We start from the raw sequence: 22,800 nt of genomic DNA, 5'->3' as shown, positions 1-22,800 counted from the left end.
AAATCATCTATCAAATCTATTTGTTTGATTCGATAAAAACTCCTTTACTATTGTACCAAATATTTCACTTTTCTCCACATGAATTGCATGGCCTGCTTCTTTAATCTTTAGCCATTGAATTTGATGATTATATTCTTTCATTTGTTCCGCTATAAGACAAAATTTGGTATCTAACTCTCCTGTAATTAGCAGCGTTTCCTTTGTTAGCATATGTAAATTATCCCACCAAGATGGCTGCTGTCCTGTTCCCATTCCCAATAAGCTAAGCTTTAGACCTAACGGATTATTCTGCAAACGCTGCTTTCTTATATTATCTTTTATAGAAGTGGGCAAATTTTGTTGACTTCTAAACAAAGGGATATTCTCCCATTTAGCTACAAACTTTTCTACTCCTTCTTCTACAATAGATTTTCCTAGTTTTTTATCCTGTATTCTTCTTTCTTTTCGCTCTTGTTCTGTTTTCAAACCAGGAGAAGCACTTTCTAGAATTAATTTTCGGACAAAATCTGGATACCTGATTGCAAAAGTAAGAGCAAGTCTTCCTCCCATAGAGTATCCTAATATATGAGCAGCATTCACTTTAAGTTGCACTAAAATTTTTTTTATATGGTTTGCTACAGTTAGTATATTATATTTACAGACATCTATGGAAGAATCGGTTTTGCCATGCCCAATAATATCAATCAGAATTAATTGATATGTTTTTTTCCAAACTGGAATAAAAGAATACCAAGTGCTGCTATCTCCTGTAAAACCATGCAATACAACAAGCGGGTCTCCTTGACCATATATTTCGACATGATAGGCAACATCATCCACAACAATATCCATCAAATTCCATCCTTAAAATACAAATCTATTTCCTGGGAAACATTATTTAACAAATTCCGATGTTCTGCTAAATTTTCATCTCGATTTGTTTTTATTTCAACAATCCTAATTGAATTACCCTCTTTTTTCTTAGATAGTTCTTGTTCCAATTGATGCCAATTTTCTATCGATAGATATTGTCCATTATACATAGCCACTATATGTTTAAAGTCTAAATCCAAAGGGGTTCCAAATAATAGCTCGAAATATTTTTTATGGTTCGCTTGTGGCAAAAAGGAGAAAATTCCCCCACCATTATTATTAATCAGCAAAACAGTAATTGGGATTTGAAATTGTTTTGCGGCGATTAATCCATTTAAATCATGGAAAAAGGTTAAATCCCCCACAATTAAATATAATGGCCGAGATTTGGTTACTGCACCAACACCTAAAGCCGTGGATACCGTTCCATCTATTCCATTTGCCCCTCTATTGGCAAAAATCGTAATTTTTCCCTGCTGTAAGTGAAAAAAAGTATCCAAATCTCGAATTGGCATACTATTTCCAACAAAAAGAACAGCATCTTCAGGCAATAAGTTTCCTAACTTAGAAAATAGCTTCCCTTCGCTCATATCAGCCACTTCTTCTATTTTCCTTAATGCTTTTTTCGTTAAAAAATTGATATTTTGCCAAGAAACTAATTCGTGATTTATTGAGCAACTTGGAAGATACGAGATTAGCCTTTCGCAAAATAATACTTCTTCACAATAAATCATTTCGGAAGTCAGCTGATTTGGATCTCGAAAGCCTCCTCCTCCATCAACAACAAGCTGCTCCACATCTTTATGTTCTTTTAAAAACAAAGTAAGAGCTTTGGAAATAGGCATACTGCCAAAACGTATAATGATATTTGGCTTTAGTTTTTGTTTAGCTTTTTCATTTCGCAAAAAAGTATCATATGCATCAATAATAAATTCTTCTCCATCCATATTAACTCTTAATTGTGAAAGGGGATCTGCTAATATTGGAAAGTTTAATTTCTTCGCTAACTTAAACAAACTTTCAGGGAACTTTTCCTTATATAACTCCCCACAAATAATAATGCCATTTGTTAGTGATTGCATTTTTTTTGCTAATGATTGGAAATATTCTTCTGGAATGGCTAATGAGCCCTGTTCTATATGAATAGATGAATTGTTTTTTTCATTCTTTCGATATGCCTCTATATTCTCTAAATCTGGTATAAGAGGTTCACGAATAGGCAAATTTATATGCACTGGACCTTTAGGCTCCAAAAGAGTTGTGGCTACCGCTCTTGCACCAACCGTTTTAGCATAACGAATCATGCCTTCTGTGCCATCTGGCGGGGACATTTCCACAAACCACTTCACTTGTCTTCCATATAATTCAATTTGGTTGATCGCTTGGGGAGCCCCTACATCACGCAATTCATGAGGGCGATCTGCCGTTAATACAATCAAAGGGATCCGCGAGATTTTGGCTTCAATGATGGCTGGAAAATAATTCGCAGCAGCTGTGCCGGATGTACATACTAAAACAGTTGGTTTTTTTGATGCCTTTGCCATTCCCAATGCGTAAAAGGCTGCAGATCTTTCATCAACATGAACAAATAGATTTAGCTGTTCTTGTTCTGCCATTAGCATAGCAATAGGTGTAGAACGAGATCCAGGACTAATGACTACGTTTTCAATACCACTCTGCACTAATTCGTTAATCAGAGCATACAAATAAGCAGTTAAGTTTTGTTGGTGATTCATTTTTTTCCTCCTAAAGCTCTCTGCATTGGTCTAAACTTCATTGCAGTTTCTTTATATTCTAATTCCACATCCGAATTTGCCACAATTCCACAGCCAGCAAATATAGATGCCTCGTTCTTTTGAATAAGGCCTGAGCGAATGCTAACAGCAAATTCTCCATTTCCCTGGTAATCTATCCATCCTAAAGGAGCCCCATATAACCCCCTGTCCAACTGCTCTTCTTTTCTAATTTTCTCCATCGCTAACCTTTGAGGAAACCCTCCTAATGCTGGAGTTGGATGTAATAGTCTAATTAATTCCATTAATGATTCTGTTTCTCTCAGGATGCCTTTAACTGGTGTGTATAAATGCTGAATATCTCTCATCTTCATTAGACTTGGTGCAGTTGGTATCTCAACTTGTTTACAAACCATTTCCATCGCAGACTGTATCATATTAACTACATATTGATGTTCTGTTCGATTCTTTTCATCTGCCAACAGCCTTGCTCCAAGCTCTTGATCTCTCTCTTCATTTTCTCCCCGAGGAATAGATCCCGCTAAACAAGTAGACAATACTTTATTGCCGGTCTTTTTCACTAATCTCTCCGGTGAAGCACCAATAAAGCAATTGTCTCCTTCCTCTAGTGCAAAAATATAGCTATTATTTTGTTCTCTAAGCAATTGATCAAGTACGAATTCTGTTTGAATCTCTTCTTTAAATACTAGTCTACATTCTCTTGCTAATACTACTTTCTTTAACATACCATTTAGGTTTGCTACTACATTCCCAACAACATGTTTCCACTTTTCTCCATTCACTTCTATTGAATTAATTAATGGATTTCCTTCCATATACGGTTTCATGTTTTCTTTACGATCGAAAAACAGCGATAATTTCTCTTCTATCTCTTGTTCATAATTTACATCTATTTCGTCCATTACCATATTAACAGTTAAAAATTGTTCACCATTTATTTCGCTCAACATAAATTCAGGCACAAAAAAATGAGCATCTGCAAATGATTTCCACAGCTCAGTCTTTGGTTTTTCTGGATCGAAAGAGAATCCCCCAAATAATACGGGTCCTACTCCAATCCTATTAAAGTCATTCATTAATTTGCTATTTTCCAAAAAGTCTCTCCAGCTTTGTTCCACTGCCATATAAAGATCTTTTTGTTTATTGATATAGATTTCTTTACATCTTCCTATTCCTATTAGAATATTTTCTGATGATGGATCTTTCCAAAAAAAACGTTTTCCTTTATAAGATGAATAGTTAGTGAAAAAAGAAAGGTAGTCTTTTGGTTCTATTTTAATCACTTTACTTACTAAAAAAGAAGAATATTTTCCTTGCTTAACTTTATCATCCACTAATAATCCTTTACTATATTTCATTCTATGTAAATCCCCCTAAAAAACGAGTCAAAAATTCAAGTCGCTTTTCAATCTTATCCCTTCAAATACCTGTCTGTTCAATAAATTGACTTATTTTAAGATACACCTGTGGTCAATAATATGTCAATGTTCCAAGATTAATATCCCCTATTATTTAGCATATTAATAATTAGTCTTATAAATTGTTGCTTTAGGACGTTTATTTATTAACAATTAAAAGCATTTTGTTTAGTCAAGCCAATGCTTCCATATTGACAAGTGAAACTTCAATCAGTGGGATTTTCCACCTTACCCACCGATTGTCAGATGAAACAATCCAACTTTTATGAGCAAGTTTTTACTGACTTAAATTTCTAATTTCTTCCATTAATTCCTTGAGCGGCGATTTTACTTCCTATTAATTCCAGATAAAACCCTTCTACTTTAAAGATGCTGCTTTCCGACTGCCTTCTCTCTAATGAAAAAACATGTAGTTAGAGAGAAAAGACATCATTTATCTATGTTTTATCCATAACTATATGGGGAAAGTTAAGTAAAAAGTGATGCTTGGTTTATTTTTTCCATAATCGCTTATACTACAATTACTATTTAAGTTTTAGATAAGGATGTGATACTTTTGTTAACACAAGAACAAATAAATACGCTCAAAAAAGAATTAGAAGATAGAAAAGCTGAAATTTCCAATAGACAATCTCGTTACGTAGATGATGATAACCAAAGAGAATCAGTAGGAGAACTTTCGAGTTATGATAATCATCCTGCGGATATGGCGACAGAACTTTATGAACGGGAAAAAGATTATGCATTAGAAGAGCATGATCAATCCGAATTAAATAAAATTAACGATGCTCTTCAGGCAATAGAAGAAGGAACATATGGGGTTTGCCGCGTTTCAGGACAAGATATACCTTATGAGCGTTTAGAGGCTGTTCCCACTGCTTTAACGCTTAAAAAGTACAGTCCGGAACAATCTGTTGCACAAGATCGACCTGTAGAAGAAGAAATATTAGAGCCAGCACATGGCAATGTTTATCGCCATTATGATACAGACGGAGTAAGGGATTACGACGATAGCTTTCAAGAAGTGGCTAGATATGGTACATCCGAAACCCCTTCTGACTTAAGAGGAGATTTTGAAGATTATGGAAGCCTTTATGACCGTGATGGAGATGACGAAGGTTTTACTGAAGACTATGAATCCTTTGTAGCTACAGATATCGAAGGAAAAAACCAAACTGTTTATCCAAGCAAACAGCATGAACAGTACGAACAAACACTTGATGATGAAGATATTGAAGCACCATTTGGCGATGTACCATACCATAAGACAGATGGTTATGTTGATGATGAAAAATAAAGGAGCGTAAACAAGCTCCTTTCCCTTTAAATCCTCTCACTATTACTTATGATTATAAGGGAAAAACAGCTTATACTATCAGCTAAATTCCCAAAACCTAGTAAAGGCGCATACTAGGTTTTGGGGTTATTTCAGAAATTAGACTTTATTTTCCAAATTTCATCTGCATATTCTTTAATGGTTCGATCACTAGAAAAATGTCCAGATTTTGCAATATTAACGGTACACATTTGCAGCCATTTCTGTTGATTTTTATAAGTTTGGTCAACCACTTGATGAATATTCTCATAGGAGTGGAAGTCTTTTAATACAAAATATTGATCGTTTTCAATAAGTAATGAATCAAATATAGGATCAAACTCATTATTTGTATCATGGAAAAACCCATTTTTTAATTGATCTACAACTTCTTTTATACGCTTATCATGATGATAATATTCTGTAGACCTATATCCACCATGTTGATAAAGATCTAAAACTTCATCTGCATTCATCCCAAAGATAAAAATATTGTCATCTCCAACCAAATCTCTCATTTCAATATTAGCTCCATCCAACGTGCCTACAGTTAACGCACCGTTCATCATAAACTTCATATTACCTGTTCCAGATGCTTCTTTAGAGGCTGTAGAGATTTGTTCACTGACATCAGCTGCTGGAAAAATATGCTCTGCTAAGGAAACACGATAATTCTCAAGAAATACAACTTTTATCTTATCTTGAATCGTTTTATCATTGTTCACTTTATCTGCAACTGCATTTATTAACTTAATAATTTTTTTCGCATAATAATACCCTGGTGAAGCTTTTGCTCCAAAAATAAACGTTCTTGGTGTGATATCAAGAGTAGGATTTTCTTTTAATCTATTATATAAATGCATAATATGCAGAACATTTAAAAGCTGTCGTTTATATGCATGCAAGCGTTTTACTTGGACATCAAAAATAGACGTTGGATCAACCGTAATCCCATTACTTTCTTTTATAATTTCAGCAAGATGGATTTTATTTTCTTGTTTAATGGATGCAAGCTGCTGTAAAAACCCATTGTCTTGTTGAAAAAGAAGCAATTTATTCAATTGGTCGGGTTGATATATCCATTCACTGCCGATTGTATCGGTTACCAATTGAGTTAATTTAGGATTTGCTTTAATTAACCATCGTCTATGTGTTATCCCATTTGTTTTATTATTAAATTTTTCAGGGAAAACCTGATAAAAATCACTCATTTCTCTTTTTTTCAATATTTCTGTATGAATTTCTGCTACTCCGTTGACACTATAACTTCCAACTAATGCTAAGTGTGCCATCTTAACCATTCCATGAGCTATGATGGCCATATTCTCTATTTTATGGAAATCCCCTGGATGTTTATCCCACAGTTCATTGCAAAATCGTTCATTTATTTCCTGAATAATCATATAGATGCGAGGTAATAATGGCTGAAAAAGATAAATTGGCCACTTTTCTAATGCTTCTGACAAGGTAGTGTGGTTGGTATAGGAAATCGTATTTTTGGTAATTTCCCATGCCTCTTCCCAAGAAAGTTCTTCGTTATCTAATAAAATTCTCATTAATTCTGGGATAGCTAAAACTGGGTGGGTATCGTTTATATGAATGCTTATATGTTGGTGAAAATTCCTTATATCTTTATACTGTTGTTTGTAATTTTTTATAATTGATTGCAAACTGGAAGATACAAGAAAATATTGTTGTTTTAACCGAAGTATTTTGCCTTCGTCATTTGCATCATCTGGATATAAAAATTCAGATATCTTTTCTGTTTCTCTTTTATATCGCATAATATCATTCACGTCTTTTGCTAAAAGCGAAGCTGGTTCAGCATTCCATAATCTTAGTGTATTAACCGTAGTTGTATCATATCCAATAACAGGCACATCATGAGGAACGGCTGTTACAGTTTCGGCATTTAAATGCCGAAACTGTAACTTTCCATCTTTCTCATACATATCTATATTGCCCCAAAATTGAATATCAACAGCCAAATCTTCTTTTCTTACTTCCCATACTTGACCATGTTTCAGCCATTGCTCTGGAAGTTCAATCTGGTAGCCATCTACAATTCGCTGTTCAAATAAGCCATGTTTATAGCGAATTCCAAACCCATGTCCCGGAAGATTTAATGTAGCTAGAGAATCCAAGAAACAAGCTGCAAGCCTTCCTAATCCGCCATTTCCTAGTCCTGCATCATGTTCAATCTCCTCTATATCCCGCAAATTTATGCCTAATTCATTTAATCCTTCTGTTACAACTTTTTCTATCCCTAGATTAATTAGATTATGATAGAGCAGTCTTCCCAATAAAAACTCAATGGATAAATAATAAACTTGCTTTCCTTGATTCCTGCGATATGCCTCATTCGTATTAATCCAATTTGTACTAACATATTCTCTAATCATATGTCCTAATATTTGAAAATGATCACTGCTCGTGCTATCTTCAAATGTTTTTCCATATGTCATCTCAAGCTTTTGCAGAAAATATGTTTTAAAAGCTTCTTTATTCGTAAACATGCGTTTCACTCCTTGAGATTAACTCTGCGTACAACTGATTATATTTAAAAGCAGACTGGGCCCAACTATTGTCCATAATCATTGCGCTTTTAACAATATGCTGCCAAATATCTTTCTCTTTTGAATAAAAATATAAAGCTCTGCGAATGGTATACAACATGTCATGTGCATTAAAATTGGTAAAGCTAAATCCATTTCCTAACCCTGTTCTGTCATCATAGGAAAAAACAGTATCGTTTAGTCCTCCAGTTTCTCTAACAACTGGTATGTTTCCATATTTCAAAGCGATTAATTGACCTAATCCACATGGCTCAAATTTAGATGGCATCAAAAATAAATCTGTACCAGCGTATAACTGATGTGCTAACTTTTCGTCAAATCCAATATATGCTCTGCATTTTTCTGGATATTGATGCTCCATATCACGGAAAAATTGTTCGAATTCAGGATCACCTGTTCCAAGAACAATAAACTGGACATCTTCTTTCATCAAGTCATGAAATACATGCCTTACCAACTCTAATCCCTTTTGCTTTGTCAGTCTAGTAATCATGCAAATGATAGGAATAGATTTATCTTCCTTTAATGCGAATTTTTTTTGAATAACTTGTTTGTTCTTATACTTTTTTTCTATTGTAGTATAGGAATATTTCTGTATAATTTCATCATCTGTTTTTGGATTATAGGTTAATTCATCTATGCCATTGATGATTCCATATAAATCTTCATTCCTACTTACTAATAAGTTATTAAGCTTTTCTCCATAATATTCTGTTTGAATTTCATTTTTATATGTCGGGCTGACCGTTGTAATCTTATCACTAGACATAATGGCAGATTTCATAAAATTTATATTGTCGTCAAACTCCATATTTTGCACGGTTAAATAGTCATAGTCTAATGACAATAAATCGCCAATTACTCCTTTTGGCATAATGCCTTGAAACTGTAGATTATGTATTGTAAACACCGTTTTAATAGAACTATATTCTTGTTTCCACTGATAATCAGCTTTTAGCAATAATGGAATCATCGCTGTATGCCAATCATGACAATGAATAATATCTGGATATTCATTAAGATGCGCTAAACTTTCCAACACGGCACGATTAAAGAAGGAAAACCGCTCTCCATCATCTATATAACCATATAAACCTGAACGATTAAAATAGTACTCATTATCCACAAAATAAAAAGTAATTCCATCCATTTTTAATACTTCAATGCCACAATATTGTTTTCTCCAACCAATTTGAACCGTAAAATCAAGCTTCTTTTTTAATTTCCCTAGGAATATTTCTGGGATATCTTTATATTTAGGCATAATCACAGAAACTTCTGTTCCTTGCTTTTTTAATTCTTTAGGAAGGGAACCAGCAACATCTGCTAGTCCCCCAGATTTTATAAAAGGTACACATTCCGATACAGCAAATAATATTTTCACGAATTCATCAGCGCTCCCTGCACAGTTCCTTTTTTAACAACAAATGGAGAATTAAGATTACCGTTCATTCTAGTTCCACTCTCCACCATCACATCTTTATCTAAAATCACCGAATCTAACTCACAATTGTCGCCAATTGTACATTTTTGCATAATAATGCAATTTTTTATTGTAGAGCCTTTGCCAATTTTCACTGCTCTCGCAATAATGCTATTTTCTACTTTTCCTTCAATGACACTTCCATTTGCTATCATGGAATTTTTCACTTCACTTGTATTTGTGTAATGAGTAGGTGGTTCATCCTTTACTTTTGTCAAAACAGGACGATCCTTTAAGAATAGCTGACTCCAGATATTCATTTTTAGTATCTCCTTGCTTACACGAAAATAAGTGGAAATAGAATCTATTTTTTCGGCATAGCCGGTATATTCGTAATCACATATTTTATAATTATGATGGATATCTAATCTAATATCTTTCATACATGTATAGCCAGTTATATCACGTGTTTGAATCAAATCAACCAATAATGATTTTTTCACCAAATATATTTCTAATGATTCTCCGCCACTTCTTATCTCCGTAATATCACAGCCAGACTGAAGGTGTCGCTCCAAAACAGGATTAAAATCCATATTGAATACGGTATAACAATTTGCCACTAAAGCATATTCTTGTTTGCTTCTTAAAAAATAATCGATATTTGCTGCAAACTGATTAAATGAACCAATGCCCTCACTTGTTCCATCTGTTATAGAAGCCGGAAAGAAGAATAAACCGTCTCTTTTTCGATCTAAATCCCAATTTTTCCCTGAACCTAAATGGTCCATTAATGACCGATATTGATATTTAGGAAAAATCGCTACACTTCCTATTCCTGAATTGACCATATTAGATAATACAAAATCAATTAGGCGATATCTTCCTGCTATGGGTAATCCCGCCAGTGGACGGTGTGCAATTAATTCTTCTAAATCATCCTTATACGTAGTTGCGTCAATAACTCCAAGCATTGATTTCATCATCATGGTATCCTCCTTCTAGTTTGTTAGGAAATTAATTCATTAACCATCTCTTCTGTGACTAAAACTACTTCATCGGTTTTATTATTTGGTTTAATGACCATTCCATCTGGTATACGGATGTTAGAAGGGACTATTGCCTTTTCAATATAAGCATTTTCACCAATCTTAGCATCTGGCATAATCACAGAACTACGTATTACAGTCCCAGTTCCAACATTTACACCTTGGAACACTATTGATTTTTCAATATTTCCGCTAATAATACAGCCTTCATTGATCATTGACTCTTTTACTATTGCTTGGTCTGAAATGTATTGTGGCGGCTGATTAGGATTTACCGTATAAATTCTCCAGTCATAATCCGAAATGTTTAATTCACTTTTGTCATCCAATAAATCCATATTTGCTTCCCATAAACTTTGCACAGTACCGACATCTTTCCAATATCCTTTAAAGGGATAGGCCACTACCTTTTTATTTTGTTCAATTAATAGCGGAATAATGTCTTTGCCAAAATCATGAGACGAAGTTTTATTCACATTATCTTCTTCCAATAATTTTTTTAGCACTTTCCATTTAAAAATATAGATGCCCATTGATGCTAAATTATTTTTCGGATCTGTTGGCTTTTCCTCAAATTCAACAATATCCATATTTTTATTCGTATTCATAATGCCAAATCTACTTGCTTCATTCCATGGAACTTCAATTACTGAAATAGATGCGTCTGCTTTCTTATCAATATGATACTCTAGCATTGACTCATAATTCATCTTGTAAATATGATCGCCTGAAAGGATTAACACATATTCAGGATCATATTGAGATAAATAGTTTATATTTTGATAAATAGCACTTGCAGTTCCTTTATACCATTTTACTTCCGATGATTCACTATATGGCGGCAGCACTGTTACCCCGCCATTTACACGATCAAGATCCCAAGCGCTTCCTATCCCAATATATGAATTTAAAACAAGTGGTTGATATTGAGTTAATACACCAACTGTTTCAATTCCAGAGTTAGTGCAGTTGCTAAGAGTGAAATCAATAATTCGGTATTTTCCTCCAAAAGGAATAGCTGGTTTAGCTAAACTTTTGGTTAAAGAGTATAATCTACTCCCCTTGCCTCCTGCCAATAGCATTGCCACGCATCTCTTCTTTCCCATTTCCTTTTCTCTCCTTCCGATGTTGTACTGGCCTTAAAATAGTGATACTAAAAGCTGGTATCGTTAATTGAACGGAAAATGGTCTTCCATGGAATGAACCTTCTTGGGCTTTTATTACTTTTTTATTTATATAATTAGCTCCTCCAAATTCCTCAGCATCGCTATTTAATATTTCTCGATAACTGCCATCATTTGGTACACCAATTAAATAATCCTCGTAAGTGTGATACGTAAAGTTGCATATCACAATAAGAAAATCTTCTGGTTTTTTTCCTTTACGGATAAAAGAGAAAATAGATTGGTCTCTATTATTTACATCTATCCATTCAAACCCTTCATAAACATGATCCAATTCATAAAGAGGTTTTGAGCGTTTATATATTTTTAATATCGCTTTAATAAAATCATTAGCTTTTTTATGCATGTCATAATCATAAAGAAGCCAATCGAGCTGCTCTTTGTCTTTCCACTCTGAGAATTGGGCAAATTCCGCTCCCATAAACAGCAGCTTTTTGCCAGGATGTGCCATCATAAAACCGATTAAAAGTCTAAATTGGGCGAATTTCTGCCAATAGTCCCCTGGCATTTTATTAAGGAGCGATTTTTTTCCATGAACAACCTCATCATGGGAAAGCGGCAATACAAAGTTTTCAGAGAATGCATAGTGCAAAGAAAATGACACTTTATCATGCATATCTTTTCTATATTGGGACTCTGTTTCCATATATTTAAGAAAATCATTCATCCAGCCCATATTCCATTTATAGTGAAAGCCAATTCCACCATAATGTACAGGTGCTGTAACTTGTGGCCAATCAGTAGAATCTTCTGCAAACATCAATATAGTTGGATCATATTGAGCAACCATTTTATTTAGTTTTTGCAAAAATTCTATTCCATATGGATTCATACTATTTTCATTGGAATTTGGCCAATAGATAATATTAGATACTGCATCCACTCTAAAACCATCTACGTGAAAATATTCCATCCAAAAAAGAGCATTGGAAATTAAGAAACTATGAACTTCCATTTTACCTAAGTCAAAATTGGCAGTTCCCCAAACCAAGTTTTCTCTATCCTTTGCGTTAGCATAATCGAATTGGCTAGAACCATCAAATTGATACAAGCCATGAGCATCTTTGCAAAAATGTCCTGGTACCCAATCAAGAATTACTCCCAGTCCATTTTGATGGCACTGATCAATAAAATACATAAGATCTTTTGGTTCACCAAAGCGACTAGTGGCTGAATAGTAGCCTGTACCTTGATACCCCCATGAAATATCTAACGGATGTTCCACTAATGGCAATATTTCAAGATGAGTAAATCCTTGCTCTAAGCAATAAGGAATCAGTTCATCCGCCAATTCACGGTAAGTATAAAGACTTTCATCTTCATGCAATTTCCACGAGCCAAGATGCACTTCATAGATTGCAAGAGGCTCATTCAAACTATTCTTTTTTGCCTTTTTTTGTCTCCATCTTGCATCATTCCACTTGTACCCATCTAAAGAGTAGACAATTGATGCCGTATTGGGCCTTACTTCCGAATAAAATGCATATGGGTCTGATTTCAAAAATGTATTTCCTTCAGAAGATGTAATCTGATACTTATACAATGCCCCAGTTAAGTCTTTATCAATTTTAATAAACCATATTCCTTCATTGTTAATACGTTCTAGTGGATATTTATCTGCTTCCCAATTATTAAAATCTCCCACTAGCCCAATACTTTGTGCATTTGGCGCCCACACACAGAATATTGTGTAAACCTCTTCTTTTTTTCGATGAACGTGAGATCCTAGCAATTTATAGCTTTCAAATAGGTTCCCTTCATGAAATAAATGTAGCTGAAATTGTGTTGGATATACTGTTTCCACTTGCATCCTACTTTCTAATTCAATTATTCCGATAACTACTTTCTTACATTGTTGTACAAGAGTTAAATTCCCTGTATTTCTACAAATAAAACTAATCCCACTAATTAAAATGAAAACGGATTACTCTGGGGTTTTGCAATAAGTATCTTACTATTTCTAATATTCTATCCGTTAGCACCGATTTCCTTTTTGTTTTTTTAATTTTATGATATTATAAATTTTTTATGTTTAAACAATTAAAATACTTTGTTGATTTTTTAACATACTTTTTCCTCCTTTAGAAAAACTAATAAAGATATCATTCGAAAGGCGGGAAATTATTTGAGCAAAAGTGAAGAAGAATACCTATTAGAGCAGCAACCATCAGACATTAAACCTTTTTTTGAAGCTCCTGATAAAAAAATATTGGCTACTGGCGACATGTTTCGAGGACCATATATGGGCATTTCATCGGACATAGATTTAAATAATCCAGGACAGAAGCTAATGACAAGTGAAGATAAGCTAGAAGAAGATATAAAACGAGGACGAATATAAGGATAAAAAAATAATACAACCGAGGAAAAGAACTTTATCTTTCCTCTTAGAGTGCAGAGAAAGTAGTGACTTTTTCTACACTCTTTTATTGTAATTATTTAGACAGGTGTAATAATGTTAACCTTCATATCAGTTGTTCGATGATAGAGATAACAACACATTTCCTGTTTATTGTCTCTAGATATAAATGCACATTCAGGATCCGCGGTACTGACACGAACTTCCTTTGTTTCCTGCACCTTTTCTCTTTTCTTTAACGACTTTTTTCATGCGCTAATCGATTTTCTCCAATCGCTTGATTTAATTCTTCTATATATATTTGTTTCTTTTTTAGGAATAAAGCAGCACCTAAAATAACCGTAGCATGAAAATCATGTCCACAAGCATGCATTACACCTAATATTTTAGAGTGAACGTTTTTGAAGTGCATCTATATCTGCTCTTATGGCTATTATAGTGCCTGTTTCTTTCCCATTAATTCAGCAACAAGTCCTGTTTTAAGCGGAAGATCTAAAATCTTAATTTCGGCACTACTTAACCATTTTTTTATTGTTTTTATTTCTTCATTTGAAACCCTGGTTCTTAACAGATTAGATTTCCAATATAAACCAATTATTTTCTCATCGTTCACTAGAAGATTATGTGACGTTTCTTCTCCCTCTCCCCATTTATTTATATGAAGATTACTAGAACAAATTAATTAATCTTCATAAATCCTGCATTTTTATAATTTGTATAATTTTTTATACTTTTCCGTCAAATATTGAATTAATGGTTCCTCATTGATTTTTTCTATAGCGAGATCTCCTAGAATTTCTTTCGATGTTTTTAATTTTCCAAAGCGGTGTATATGCTCTTTTTGCCATTCTAAAAAGATAGATAGCTTCCCATCATTAATTAGATCATCAAAATTACGAAACTCTCTCATAAGTACTTGCCTAATTTGAGCTGCGTAAATGAATCCTATTAAATAAGACGGAAAATACCCAAATGCTCCCCCATACCAATGCCCATCTTGAAGAACACCTTCGCTATCCGTCCTAGGTCTAATCCCTAAATAATTATCATATTTTTCATTCCAGGCGTCTGGGAGATCTGTTACTTTGAGATTCCCTGAGAATAATTCTTTTTCTAGTTCATAGCGAATAATGATATGTAGTGGATATGTAACATCATCCGATTCATATCTAATGAAAGATGGTTTTACTTCATTTAAGGCAAAATAAAATTGATCAAAAGAAATATCTTTATATATACTTGGTCCAAATTCACGCAAAAGATGAAAGTGATTTTTCCAAAAACCTTCATGTTTGCCAATGACTTTTTCCCAGAAAATGGACTGAGATTCATGAAGTCCCATCGATGTATACACACCTAATCCAGTAGTGTCTAACCTTTTACTAATCTGTTGGTTATATAATGAATGCCCTCCTTCATGCAAGAACATTAATGACGATAATTTTATATTGTTTTCTTCAAACCTTACAGCTAATCGAGCATCATGGGTATGAATCCCCGTACTAAAAGGATGCATCGTTTCACTTACCTCTCCAGATTCAAACTGATATCCTATTGAATTTAACAACTTTTTTCCTAATTTAATTTGATTGTCAATTAGAAATGGTGCAGATAAAAAAGAAGAGTCGGGTTGAATAGAAGCATTTCTTATACTATTTAGTAATGGAAAAATAGCTTGCTTTACTTGATCAAACATATTATCTAATGTTCCTGTTAGTACACCAGGTTCATATTCATCTAATAATTGATCATATTCAGAGAGATTCCTATTACTCAATGAAGCAAATCGTTTTTTTGTATCTATTAATATTTGCAAATCATTTTCCACTAATTTAAAATTATTTTGTTTTTTTGCTTCTGACCAATTCCCATGTGCCGCAGCCTTAATAACAGAAAATTGATGAACATCCTCTACAGGAATAATGGACAATCTTTTATACTCTTTTAAGTGAAACTCCAACTGCTTCCTTTCCAACTCTGATAAATCTTTTTCTAAAGACCTTTCTATATTTCTAGCAAATTTCTTATCTGTTTGTTTACTATATAACTCCTTTGTCAGCGTACCTTGAATTTTTGCATTTTGGCTTCTTGCATTTTTTGGTCCCTTTGTTTTAGCATCCCATGATAAAATTGCTAATGTTTGCTTATAATGTTCAATTATTTGAATTTGCTCTAAAATATCTATATTTATAGTTGCCATTTTTGCTACCCCCATACCCTAGTTTAACGATAAGATTACTCTTAATTCATTTCAAACACAATAGAATTTAAGTTTAGTATTTTCAATAATTTGTATCAGTTTTACTAATTTAACAAAAAAAGTTATCGATGCTAGAATGAACCTATCCTTACTATTCACACTTAAATAGTAGGAATTAAACAAACTATACATACGGGGGTTTTAACGTGAAAAAAAGGAAGCTGAATTTGGTAATCTTTGCACTAATATTCGTTCTTCTTACTGGATGCTCCAGCAATAATGCAACTACATCTAGTGAAAGCTCAGACGAAAAAGTACAGGATGGCGGCACATTGAACATTGCTTTTCAAAGTGAACCTACTACACTTGATCCACAAATTACTGGAAATTCATCAACAAAAGATGTAGCACGCAACATCTTTGAAACACTTGTAACTCTTGATGAGAAAGGAAATCCAGTTCCAGACTTAGCAAAAACAATTAAGATAAGCAATGATCAAAAAGTGTATACCTTCCAATTGCATCAAGGAGTTAAATTCCATAATGGAAAAGAATTAACAGCAGATGATGTTGTTGCTTCCATTAATCGTTGGATAAAACTATCCTCTCTTGGTAAAACCAACTTTACGGATGCAAAAATGGTTAAAACCGGAAAATACAGTGTGGAGCTTCATTTAAAAACAGCAAATATTAACACATTAGCTCTTTTAGCTGACCCAATTCCAGCTGCAGCTATTTATCCAAAAGAAATAATTGAAAAAGCACCTGACGCAGGCGCTACAGAATATATAGGTACAGGTCCTTTTAAAGTAAAAGAATGGAAACAAAATCAATATATCATTCTAGAGAAATTTGCTGACTATTCTTCCAAAGATAGAAAAATTAAAAAAGACCCTCATCTTGATGAGATAAAAATAAGCTTTCTTACAGATGAATCAACACGTATCTCAGGACTGACAACTGGACAATTTGATATTGCTTTAGGTATTTCGAGCGATAATGCTGCACAAATAGAAAGTACACAAACCAATAAAAATGAATTATCACCCGGAGGATTTTTAGGATTATTTTATAATACACAGGCTGGATTTTTTAAGGATATTCACGCTAGAAAAGCAGTAAATGCTGTTATTAATTCGGAGGATATCTTATCTAGTTCCTATGGTAATTCGGATTACTATGAACTAACTTCTTCTATTGTTAATAAAAAGTATCCTAATTATTACAGTGAAGCTGGCAAGGAAGAGTACAATCAACATGACAAAGACAAAGCAAAAGAATATCTTAAAGAAGCTGGTTATAAGGGAGAAGAAATCAAGATACTAACCTCTCGTGATTATGAAGATCAATATAATACTGCTGTAGTAGTACAACAGGAACTTGAAGACATTGGAGTAAAGGTGAAATTAGAAGTCTACGATTGGGCTACATTTGGCGAAAAATTAACTGATCCTGCTACGTGGGATCTTTATGCAACAAGCTGGGCAGCTCGATCTACCATTTTCCAAGGTTTCTGGACTACTTGGGGTGCACCAGTTAAAGAGGCTCAACCATACTTAGATGCGATTAAATCAGCAACATCCATTGAAGAAGCACAGCCTGCCATTGATGCCGCCCAAAAATATGTATGGGACACACTACCGTTTACATTGATTGGCCATAAAAAAAGCATTAATGCGGTCTCCAATAAAGTACAAGGCTACGGCTTCAACTTAGGTCCAGTATTTTATAATATCAGCCTCACTAAATAAATTATTTGTCAGGACACCCCAAAAGCATAAAGGTATGACATATACTACATCTTCTTTTATTGTTTTTTGGGGTTTCTGATTTTCATGAAATTAAAAAATTCTCTATAGAAGGGATTATTTTATGGCCGGTTATATTGTTAGAAGACTTTTATCATTAATACCCGTTTTGCTGATTGTGGCTATCGTTGTTTTCCTCATTCTACACTTAACACCAGGAAATCCTGCCATGTTTATTTTAGGTGAAGGAGCCAGTCCTGAACAAATACAAGAATTAAATCAAAAATTGGGATTAGATAAGCCTATAATTGCACAATTTTTCATTTGGTTATCCGGTATTTTTCATGGAGATTTTGGAGATTCCTACTTTTTAGGGAAACCCGTTTTAACCGCGTTTTTGGAAAATCTTGGACCTACCGTCTCTCTAGCTATACTAGCCCAATTATTTGGTGTCGTTATTGCTTTGCTTTTCGGTATAACAGCGGCCAAGTATAAAGGCTCTATTAAAGATGAAGCCATTATGGGCGCTAGTTTATTAGGAATTTCTATTCCTAGCTTCTTACTTGGATCGCTTCTCATTTTACTTTTTGCTGTGAAACTTCAGGTTCTTCCAGTCTCCGGATACCAACCGTTAAGCCATGGTTTATGGGAACATTTAAAATTTTTAATTTTACCTTCCCTCACTTTAGGGACTATACAAGCTGCTCTTATTACAAGAATGACAAGATCTTCTTTACTAGAAACTTTATCTGAAAATTTCGTAAAAACAGCAAAAGCAAAAGGCGTAAATGAAAAATCCATCATGCTTAAGCACGCGTTAAGAGTTGCCTTTTTGCCTATATTGACTGTAATTGGCGAGTCATTTGCTGGATTAGTTACTGGAGCTGCAGTAACAGAATCATTATTTAATATCCCTGGATTAGGTCAGCTTATTGTATCGTCTATTGATAGACGGGATTATGCCGTAATTCAAGGATCTATTTTAATCATTACGGTTACCTATGTGCTAATAAACTTGGTGGTAGATTTACTCTATGCAGTCATAGATCCACGCATACGCAATTCTTATCGTTCTTAAAAGGAGTGACCAAAATGGAGTTACATACAGAAACAAAATTTTCTATACAAAAAAAGAAAAAAAGAAAAGGAGCTTTTTTCCATCAGTTTTTATCGAATAAATTATTAATCAGTGGAAGTATATTACTTACCATCACCTTTTTAATTGGACTATTTGCACCTCTGTTTTCACCATTTAAAATACTGGAGATTGACCCAGCGAATAGATTGTCATCTCCTTCTATTACTCATTGGTTTGGCACGGATAATTTCGGAAGAGATATTTTTAGCCGTACCATGTATGGGGTTAGAATGTCTTTATTAATCGGATTTATTGTCACTCTGTTCTCTTCTTTGATCGGATTAGCAATTGGTCTATTATCTGCATACAATAAATTTTCGGATCAAATATTAATGCGAATATGTGATGGACTATTTGCTTTTCCATCCATCCTGCTGGCAATGGCTCTCATGTCTGCTCTAGGACCTAAAACAATTAATGTAATTATTGCTTTAGTATTAGTATTTATTCCTTCTATTGCTCGCATCACTCGATCAGCAGCTCTCGTTGTAAAAGAAAAGGTGTTTATTGAAGCATTGCGGGCACAGGGAGCTAATTCTTTTCGAATTCTTTTTTTACATATTGCCCCTAATGTACTATCGCCATTAATAGTACAAGTTACATTTGTTTTTGCTGTAACTATTTTAACAGAAGCTTCATTAAGCTTTCTAGGCGCGGGTATTCCTGCTCCCCTTCCAAGTTTGGGGAACATGCTTTATGATGGAAAATTAGCCATTTTTAATGCTTGGTGGATGACCGTATACCCAGGAATATTTATTATATTGATTGTTCTTGGACTAAATCTATTTGGTGATGGGCTAAGAGATCAGTTAGATCCAAAATCAAAAAAATCTAAAAAAAGGAAGAAAAAATATGATAGAAAAACAACCTTTATTAAAAATTGAAGATCTAAAGGTCAATTTCTCTACATTTAATGGAGAATTATCTGCAATCGATGGGGTTTCTCTTGAATTAAATACTGGAGAAGTATTAGGAATCGTTGGAGAGTCTGGCTGTGGGAAAAGTGTAACTGCAGAAGCAATTCTTCAATTACTTGATGAAAATATTTCTACTTATGACGGGAAAATATTATTTAATGGAGCAAACTTATTGGATTATTCAAGCAAAGAGATAGAGAAGTTACGAGGAAATGAAATTTCCATGATATTTCAAGACCCTATGTCATCACTTAATCCAGTAATCCCGATTGGAAAGCAAATAGCTGAATCTATTATTATTCACCAAAAAATTTCTAAAAAAGAGGCTTATAAGAAGGCAATAGAACTCTTAGAACTAACTGGTATCCCCTCTCCTGTTCAAAGAGCCAAAGAATATCCTCATGAAATATCTGGTGGTATGCGGCAGAGAGTAATGATTGCAATAGCTTTAGCGTGTCAGCCAAAATTATTAATAGCAGATGAACCTACCACCGCTTTAGATGTAACGATACAATCCCAAATTTTAGATTTGATGATGAAATTTCAAAAAGAATTAAATATGGGCATTATTTTAATTACTCATGATTTTGGAGTGGTTGCAAATATATGCACAAAAGTTGCGGTTATGTACTTGGGCCAAGTAATAGAAGAAACAGACGTAAATACGTTATTCTCTAAACCTTTGCATCCCTATACATTTGGATTAATGGAATCTGTTCCACAACTAGATGGAGATCGCTCTCAAGAACTTTCAACCATCGCTGGATCTGTTCCCTCTCTTTATCAAATACCAAAAGGCTGCCGATTTGCACCTCGATGCAAATACGCAACAGAAAAGTGTCATGTTTCTATGCCTATTTTGGAACAAGCAAAATCAAACCACAAAGTTAGATGCTGGCATTATGAAAAAATAAGCGAGAGGAAGACAGTTTATGCCAATCAATGATAGCACATTAACTAACACTCAAAAGCCTATTCTAGAAGTACAAAATCTAAAAAAATATTATCCTATAAGAACCGCACTTGGAAAAACGAAAGGTTATATTAAAGCAGTTCAAGATATTTCCTTTACTATATATGAAGGTGAAACTTTTGGTCTTGTCGGTGAATCAGGTTGCGGAAAAAGTACGGCGGGCAGATCCCTCCTTCGACTGATCGAACCTACAAGTGGAGAAGCATATTTCAATGGTGAGGATATTTTTCAACATCATAAAAGATCTCTTAAAAAAGTTAGAAAAGATCTTCAAATGATTTTTCAAGATCCAAATACCTCCTTAGACCCTAGAAAAAAAGTTGGATTCTCCATTGAAGAAGCATTAAAAATACATAAAATTGGTACCAATCAAGAAAGAAAACAAATTGCCCTGCAACTACTAAAAAAGGTTGGTTTTACCGAAGATCATTATGACCGTTTTCCCCATGAGTTTTCCGGAGGACAAAGACAAAGAATTGGTATAGCAAGAGCCCTTGTCCTTAATCCAAAACTTATCATTTGTGATGAACCGGTCTCTGCATTAGATGTTTCTATACAAGCTCAAATCATTAATTTGTTAAAACAATTACAAAAGGAGTTTAATATTTCCTATTTATTCATTGCCCATGACCTTAGTGTAGTAAGACATATCGCAGATCGAGTAGGTGTCATGTATTTAGGACATTTAGTCGAACAAGGGAACACGGATGACATATTTTCTAATCCTCTCCATCCTTACACACAGTCCCTCTTATCTGCTGTACCAACACTTAATCCTAAGCAAAAAAAAGAAAAAATTATAATTAAAGGAGAGTTGCCGTCTCCTTTAAATCCTCCATCAGGATGCGTATTTCATACTAGATGCCCATATGCCATGGATATTTGCAAACAGAAAAAACCTTCTGATATCAAAATAAACGCTTTTCAGTCAGTAAAATGTCATTTATATAAAAATGAAACAGCTAATCTTATAATATAAGATTAGCTGTTCTATTTTCTTATTTACGGGATAAAAAATAGAAGAATTCTCTTCTATTTCCCTGTTTTATAATCTCTATCTAGTGAATATCTTGTGCTATTAAACTTATTAACATTGATTTATTTTTCATCAATGCGTCGTTCAATTTTTTCAAGCAGTGTCTTGTCATTTAAAATTTTACTTTTATTTTCTTTAATCAACTCAGAGAAAGACTTCTTAAGTTTTCTCATTACTTGCTTTCATATGAGTAGAATCAACAAAAACATGTTCCGCGCTAATCAAGTTCTTATCCGCAGCTGTTTTTAAGATACGGTAGAATATCTGTTCAAATAAGTTCGAGTTCTTGAAACGGCGTTCATAATTTTTGCTGAATGTAGAGAAATTGGGCACTTTATCATGAAAACCGTACCTTAAAAAATGGATGGAAAATAGGCTGGATTAGAGCGGAAGGGATGAGACTCCTACTGGATTAGCGAGACAATCCGAGATCCTGCAGGAGCGATGCGACGAAGTGGCTCACCCCGTGGAAAGCGAACCCCTAGAGTGGAAATCAACATCCCCATTTAAAAGAAAGAAAAATAAATAAAAAAACTGTAAACTTCCTTTTTAAGGAGCATTTGTCTACAGTATGATTAACTTATCTTACTTTTAGTTGTGAAATAGAACAAAACAAAATGGCAATATTAAATCAAAAGATGAAACTACTCTACTTTCCAACTTATCTAAACAACAAATCAAAGTTATCCACAAGATTGCATAATTTTATCCAAAAATAAAAAAGCTGCTAGCATCTGCTAACAACTTTTTTATTCGTATGACCCATACGGGATTCGAACCCGTGTTACCGCCGTGAAAGGGCGGTGTCTTAACCGCTTGACCAATGGGCCAGATAAATCTCTGGCGGAGAAGGAGGGA

Annotated in this window: 17 protein-coding genes, 1 tRNA gene and 2 pseudogenes; 7 read left to right on the top strand and 13 right to left on the bottom strand. The window is 34.0% G+C overall.

All coding sequences use genetic code 11. From position 1 onward, the window contains the following. Nucleotides 1–3 precede the first annotated feature (3 nt). From menH to CWS01_RS18200, 3 genes are read right to left on the bottom strand one after another with little or no spacing between them, the layout of a single operon-like run. Nucleotides 4–831, bottom strand: a complete 828-nt coding sequence (menH, locus tag CWS01_RS18210) for a 2-succinyl-6-hydroxy-2,4-cyclohexadiene-1-carboxylate synthase (protein ID WP_101178629.1) — start codon at nt 829–831, stop codon at nt 4–6. After that, complete coding sequence (gene menD / locus CWS01_RS18205) at nt 831–2,588, bottom strand: 2-succinyl-5-enolpyruvyl-6-hydroxy-3-cyclohexene-1-carboxylic-acid synthase (protein WP_101178628.1); 1,758 nt, start codon at nt 2,586–2,588, stop codon at nt 831–833. Before menD ends, menH begins: the two co-directional genes overlap by 1 nt. Next, nucleotides 2,585–3,964 (bottom strand): isochorismate synthase, encoded by a 1,380-nt coding sequence (locus CWS01_RS18200; protein ID WP_101178627.1) that lies wholly within the window; start codon nt 3,962–3,964, stop codon nt 2,585–2,587. Before CWS01_RS18200 ends, menD begins: the two co-directional genes overlap by 4 nt. 607 nt (nt 3,965–4,571) lie before the next feature. Between CWS01_RS18200 and CWS01_RS18195 the strand changes: the two genes are divergently transcribed. Further along, nucleotides 4,572–5,321, top strand: a complete 750-nt coding sequence (locus CWS01_RS18195; RefSeq protein ID WP_328588932.1) for a TraR/DksA C4-type zinc finger protein — start codon at nt 4,572–4,574, stop codon at nt 5,319–5,321. 131 nt (nt 5,322–5,452) lie between these two features. Here CWS01_RS18195 and CWS01_RS18190 read toward each other — a convergent pair whose 3' ends face one another. Genes CWS01_RS18190 through glgB form a run of 5 tightly spaced genes read right to left on the bottom strand, consistent with a single transcriptional unit; the run spans nt 5,453 to nt 13,381 of the window. Continuing rightward, the gene (locus CWS01_RS18190; RefSeq protein ID WP_101178625.1) at nt 5,453–7,855 is read right to left on the bottom strand and encodes a glycogen/starch/alpha-glucan phosphorylase; all 2,403 of its coding nucleotides are present in this window, start codon (nt 7,853–7,855) and stop codon (nt 5,453–5,455) included. Next, nucleotides 7,842–9,299: a glycogen synthase GlgA gene (gene glgA / locus CWS01_RS18185; RefSeq protein WP_101178624.1), complete on the bottom strand. Its 1,458-nt coding sequence runs from the start codon at nt 9,297–9,299 to the stop codon at nt 7,842–7,844. Before glgA ends, CWS01_RS18190 begins: the two co-directional genes overlap by 14 nt. Beyond that, the gene (locus CWS01_RS18180) at nt 9,296–10,324 is read right to left on the bottom strand and encodes a GlgC family sugar phosphate nucleotidyltransferase (protein WP_101178623.1); all 1,029 of its coding nucleotides are present in this window, start codon (nt 10,322–10,324) and stop codon (nt 9,296–9,298) included. Before CWS01_RS18180 ends, glgA begins: the two co-directional genes overlap by 4 nt. 23 nt (nt 10,325–10,347) lie before the next feature. Then, the gene (locus tag CWS01_RS18175; RefSeq protein WP_101178622.1) at nt 10,348–11,493 is read right to left on the bottom strand and encodes a glucose-1-phosphate adenylyltransferase; all 1,146 of its coding nucleotides are present in this window, start codon (nt 11,491–11,493) and stop codon (nt 10,348–10,350) included. Then, a complete protein-coding gene (glgB, locus tag CWS01_RS18170) occupies nt 11,441–13,381 on the bottom strand; it encodes a 1,4-alpha-glucan branching protein GlgB (protein ID WP_101178621.1) in 1,941 nt (646 codons plus the stop codon). Before glgB ends, CWS01_RS18175 begins: the two co-directional genes overlap by 53 nt. A gap of 315 nt (nt 13,382–13,696) precedes the next feature. Between glgB and CWS01_RS18165 the strand changes: the two genes are divergently transcribed. Continuing rightward, nucleotides 13,697–13,912 carry a hypothetical protein gene (locus CWS01_RS18165; protein ID WP_101178620.1) on the top strand — a complete coding sequence of 72 codons (216 nt, stop codon included), beginning with the start codon at nt 13,697–13,699 and terminating at the stop codon, nt 13,910–13,912. 107 nt (nt 13,913–14,019) lie between these two features. Here CWS01_RS18165 and CWS01_RS23535 read toward each other — a convergent pair. Both CWS01_RS23535 and CWS01_RS18155 read right to left on the bottom strand, forming a co-directional pair. After that, nucleotides 14,020–14,228 (bottom strand): annotated as a pseudogene (locus CWS01_RS23535) (IS5/IS1182 family transposase); the annotation flags it as partial. A gap of 408 nt (nt 14,229–14,636) precedes the next feature. Further along, nucleotides 14,637–16,130: a gluzincin family metallopeptidase gene (locus tag CWS01_RS18155; protein WP_101178618.1), complete on the bottom strand. Its 1,494-nt coding sequence runs from the start codon at nt 16,128–16,130 to the stop codon at nt 14,637–14,639. A gap of 206 nt (nt 16,131–16,336) precedes the next feature. Between CWS01_RS18155 and CWS01_RS18150 the strand changes: the two genes are divergently transcribed. The 5 genes from CWS01_RS18150 (at nt 16,337) to CWS01_RS18130 (ending at nt 21,885) form a co-directional block, all read left to right on the top strand. Further along, nucleotides 16,337–17,881 carry an ABC transporter substrate-binding protein gene (locus CWS01_RS18150; protein ID WP_101178617.1) on the top strand — a complete coding sequence of 515 codons (1,545 nt, stop codon included), beginning with the start codon at nt 16,337–16,339 and terminating at the stop codon, nt 17,879–17,881. A 121-nt stretch (nt 17,882–18,002) separates the two neighbouring features. After that, on the top strand, nt 18,003–18,956 hold the full coding sequence (locus CWS01_RS18145) for an ABC transporter permease (RefSeq protein WP_101178616.1): 954 nt from the start codon (nt 18,003–18,005) through the stop codon (nt 18,954–18,956). A gap of 14 nt (nt 18,957–18,970) precedes the next feature. Continuing rightward, nucleotides 18,971–19,900, top strand: coding sequence for an ABC transporter permease (locus tag CWS01_RS18140; RefSeq protein WP_101178615.1), 930 nt, complete (start codon nt 18,971–18,973; stop codon nt 19,898–19,900). Continuing rightward, nucleotides 19,869–20,879, top strand: coding sequence for an ABC transporter ATP-binding protein (locus tag CWS01_RS18135; protein ID WP_101178614.1), 1,011 nt, complete (start codon nt 19,869–19,871; stop codon nt 20,877–20,879). Before CWS01_RS18140 ends, CWS01_RS18135 begins: the two co-directional genes overlap by 32 nt. After that, on the top strand, nt 20,866–21,885 hold the full coding sequence (locus CWS01_RS18130) for an ABC transporter ATP-binding protein (RefSeq protein WP_101178613.1): 1,020 nt from the start codon (nt 20,866–20,868) through the stop codon (nt 21,883–21,885). The genes CWS01_RS18135 and CWS01_RS18130 overlap by 14 nt, the downstream gene beginning before the upstream one ends. Nucleotides 21,886–22,004: 119 nt before the next feature. Here the strand turns inward: CWS01_RS18130 and CWS01_RS18125 are convergent, their stop codons facing one another. The 3 genes and pseudogenes from CWS01_RS18125 to CWS01_RS18115 all read right to left on the bottom strand — a co-directional run bounded on the left by CWS01_RS18125 (nt 22,005) and on the right by CWS01_RS18115 (nt 22,772). After that, nucleotides 22,005–22,115 (bottom strand): FbpB family small basic protein, encoded by a 111-nt coding sequence (locus tag CWS01_RS18125; protein WP_101178612.1) that lies wholly within the window; start codon nt 22,113–22,115, stop codon nt 22,005–22,007. Then, nucleotides 22,108–22,302: pseudogene (locus CWS01_RS18120) on the bottom strand (transposase); the annotation flags it as partial. The gene CWS01_RS18125 and the pseudogene CWS01_RS18120, both read right to left, overlap by 8 nt. A 398-nt stretch (nt 22,303–22,700) precedes the next feature. Next, nucleotides 22,701–22,772: transfer RNA gene (locus CWS01_RS18115), tRNA-Glu, on the bottom strand. Nucleotides 22,773–22,800: the final 28 nt, after the last annotated feature.

The sequence above is a fragment of the Niallia nealsonii genome (genome assembly GCF_002835805.1).
In the GTDB taxonomy this organism is placed as follows: Bacteria; Bacillota; Bacilli; order Bacillales; family Cytobacillaceae; genus Niallia; species Niallia nealsonii.
The sequence above is the reverse complement of the archived record's forward strand: the minus strand, read 5'-3'. Positions and strand labels throughout refer to the sequence as shown.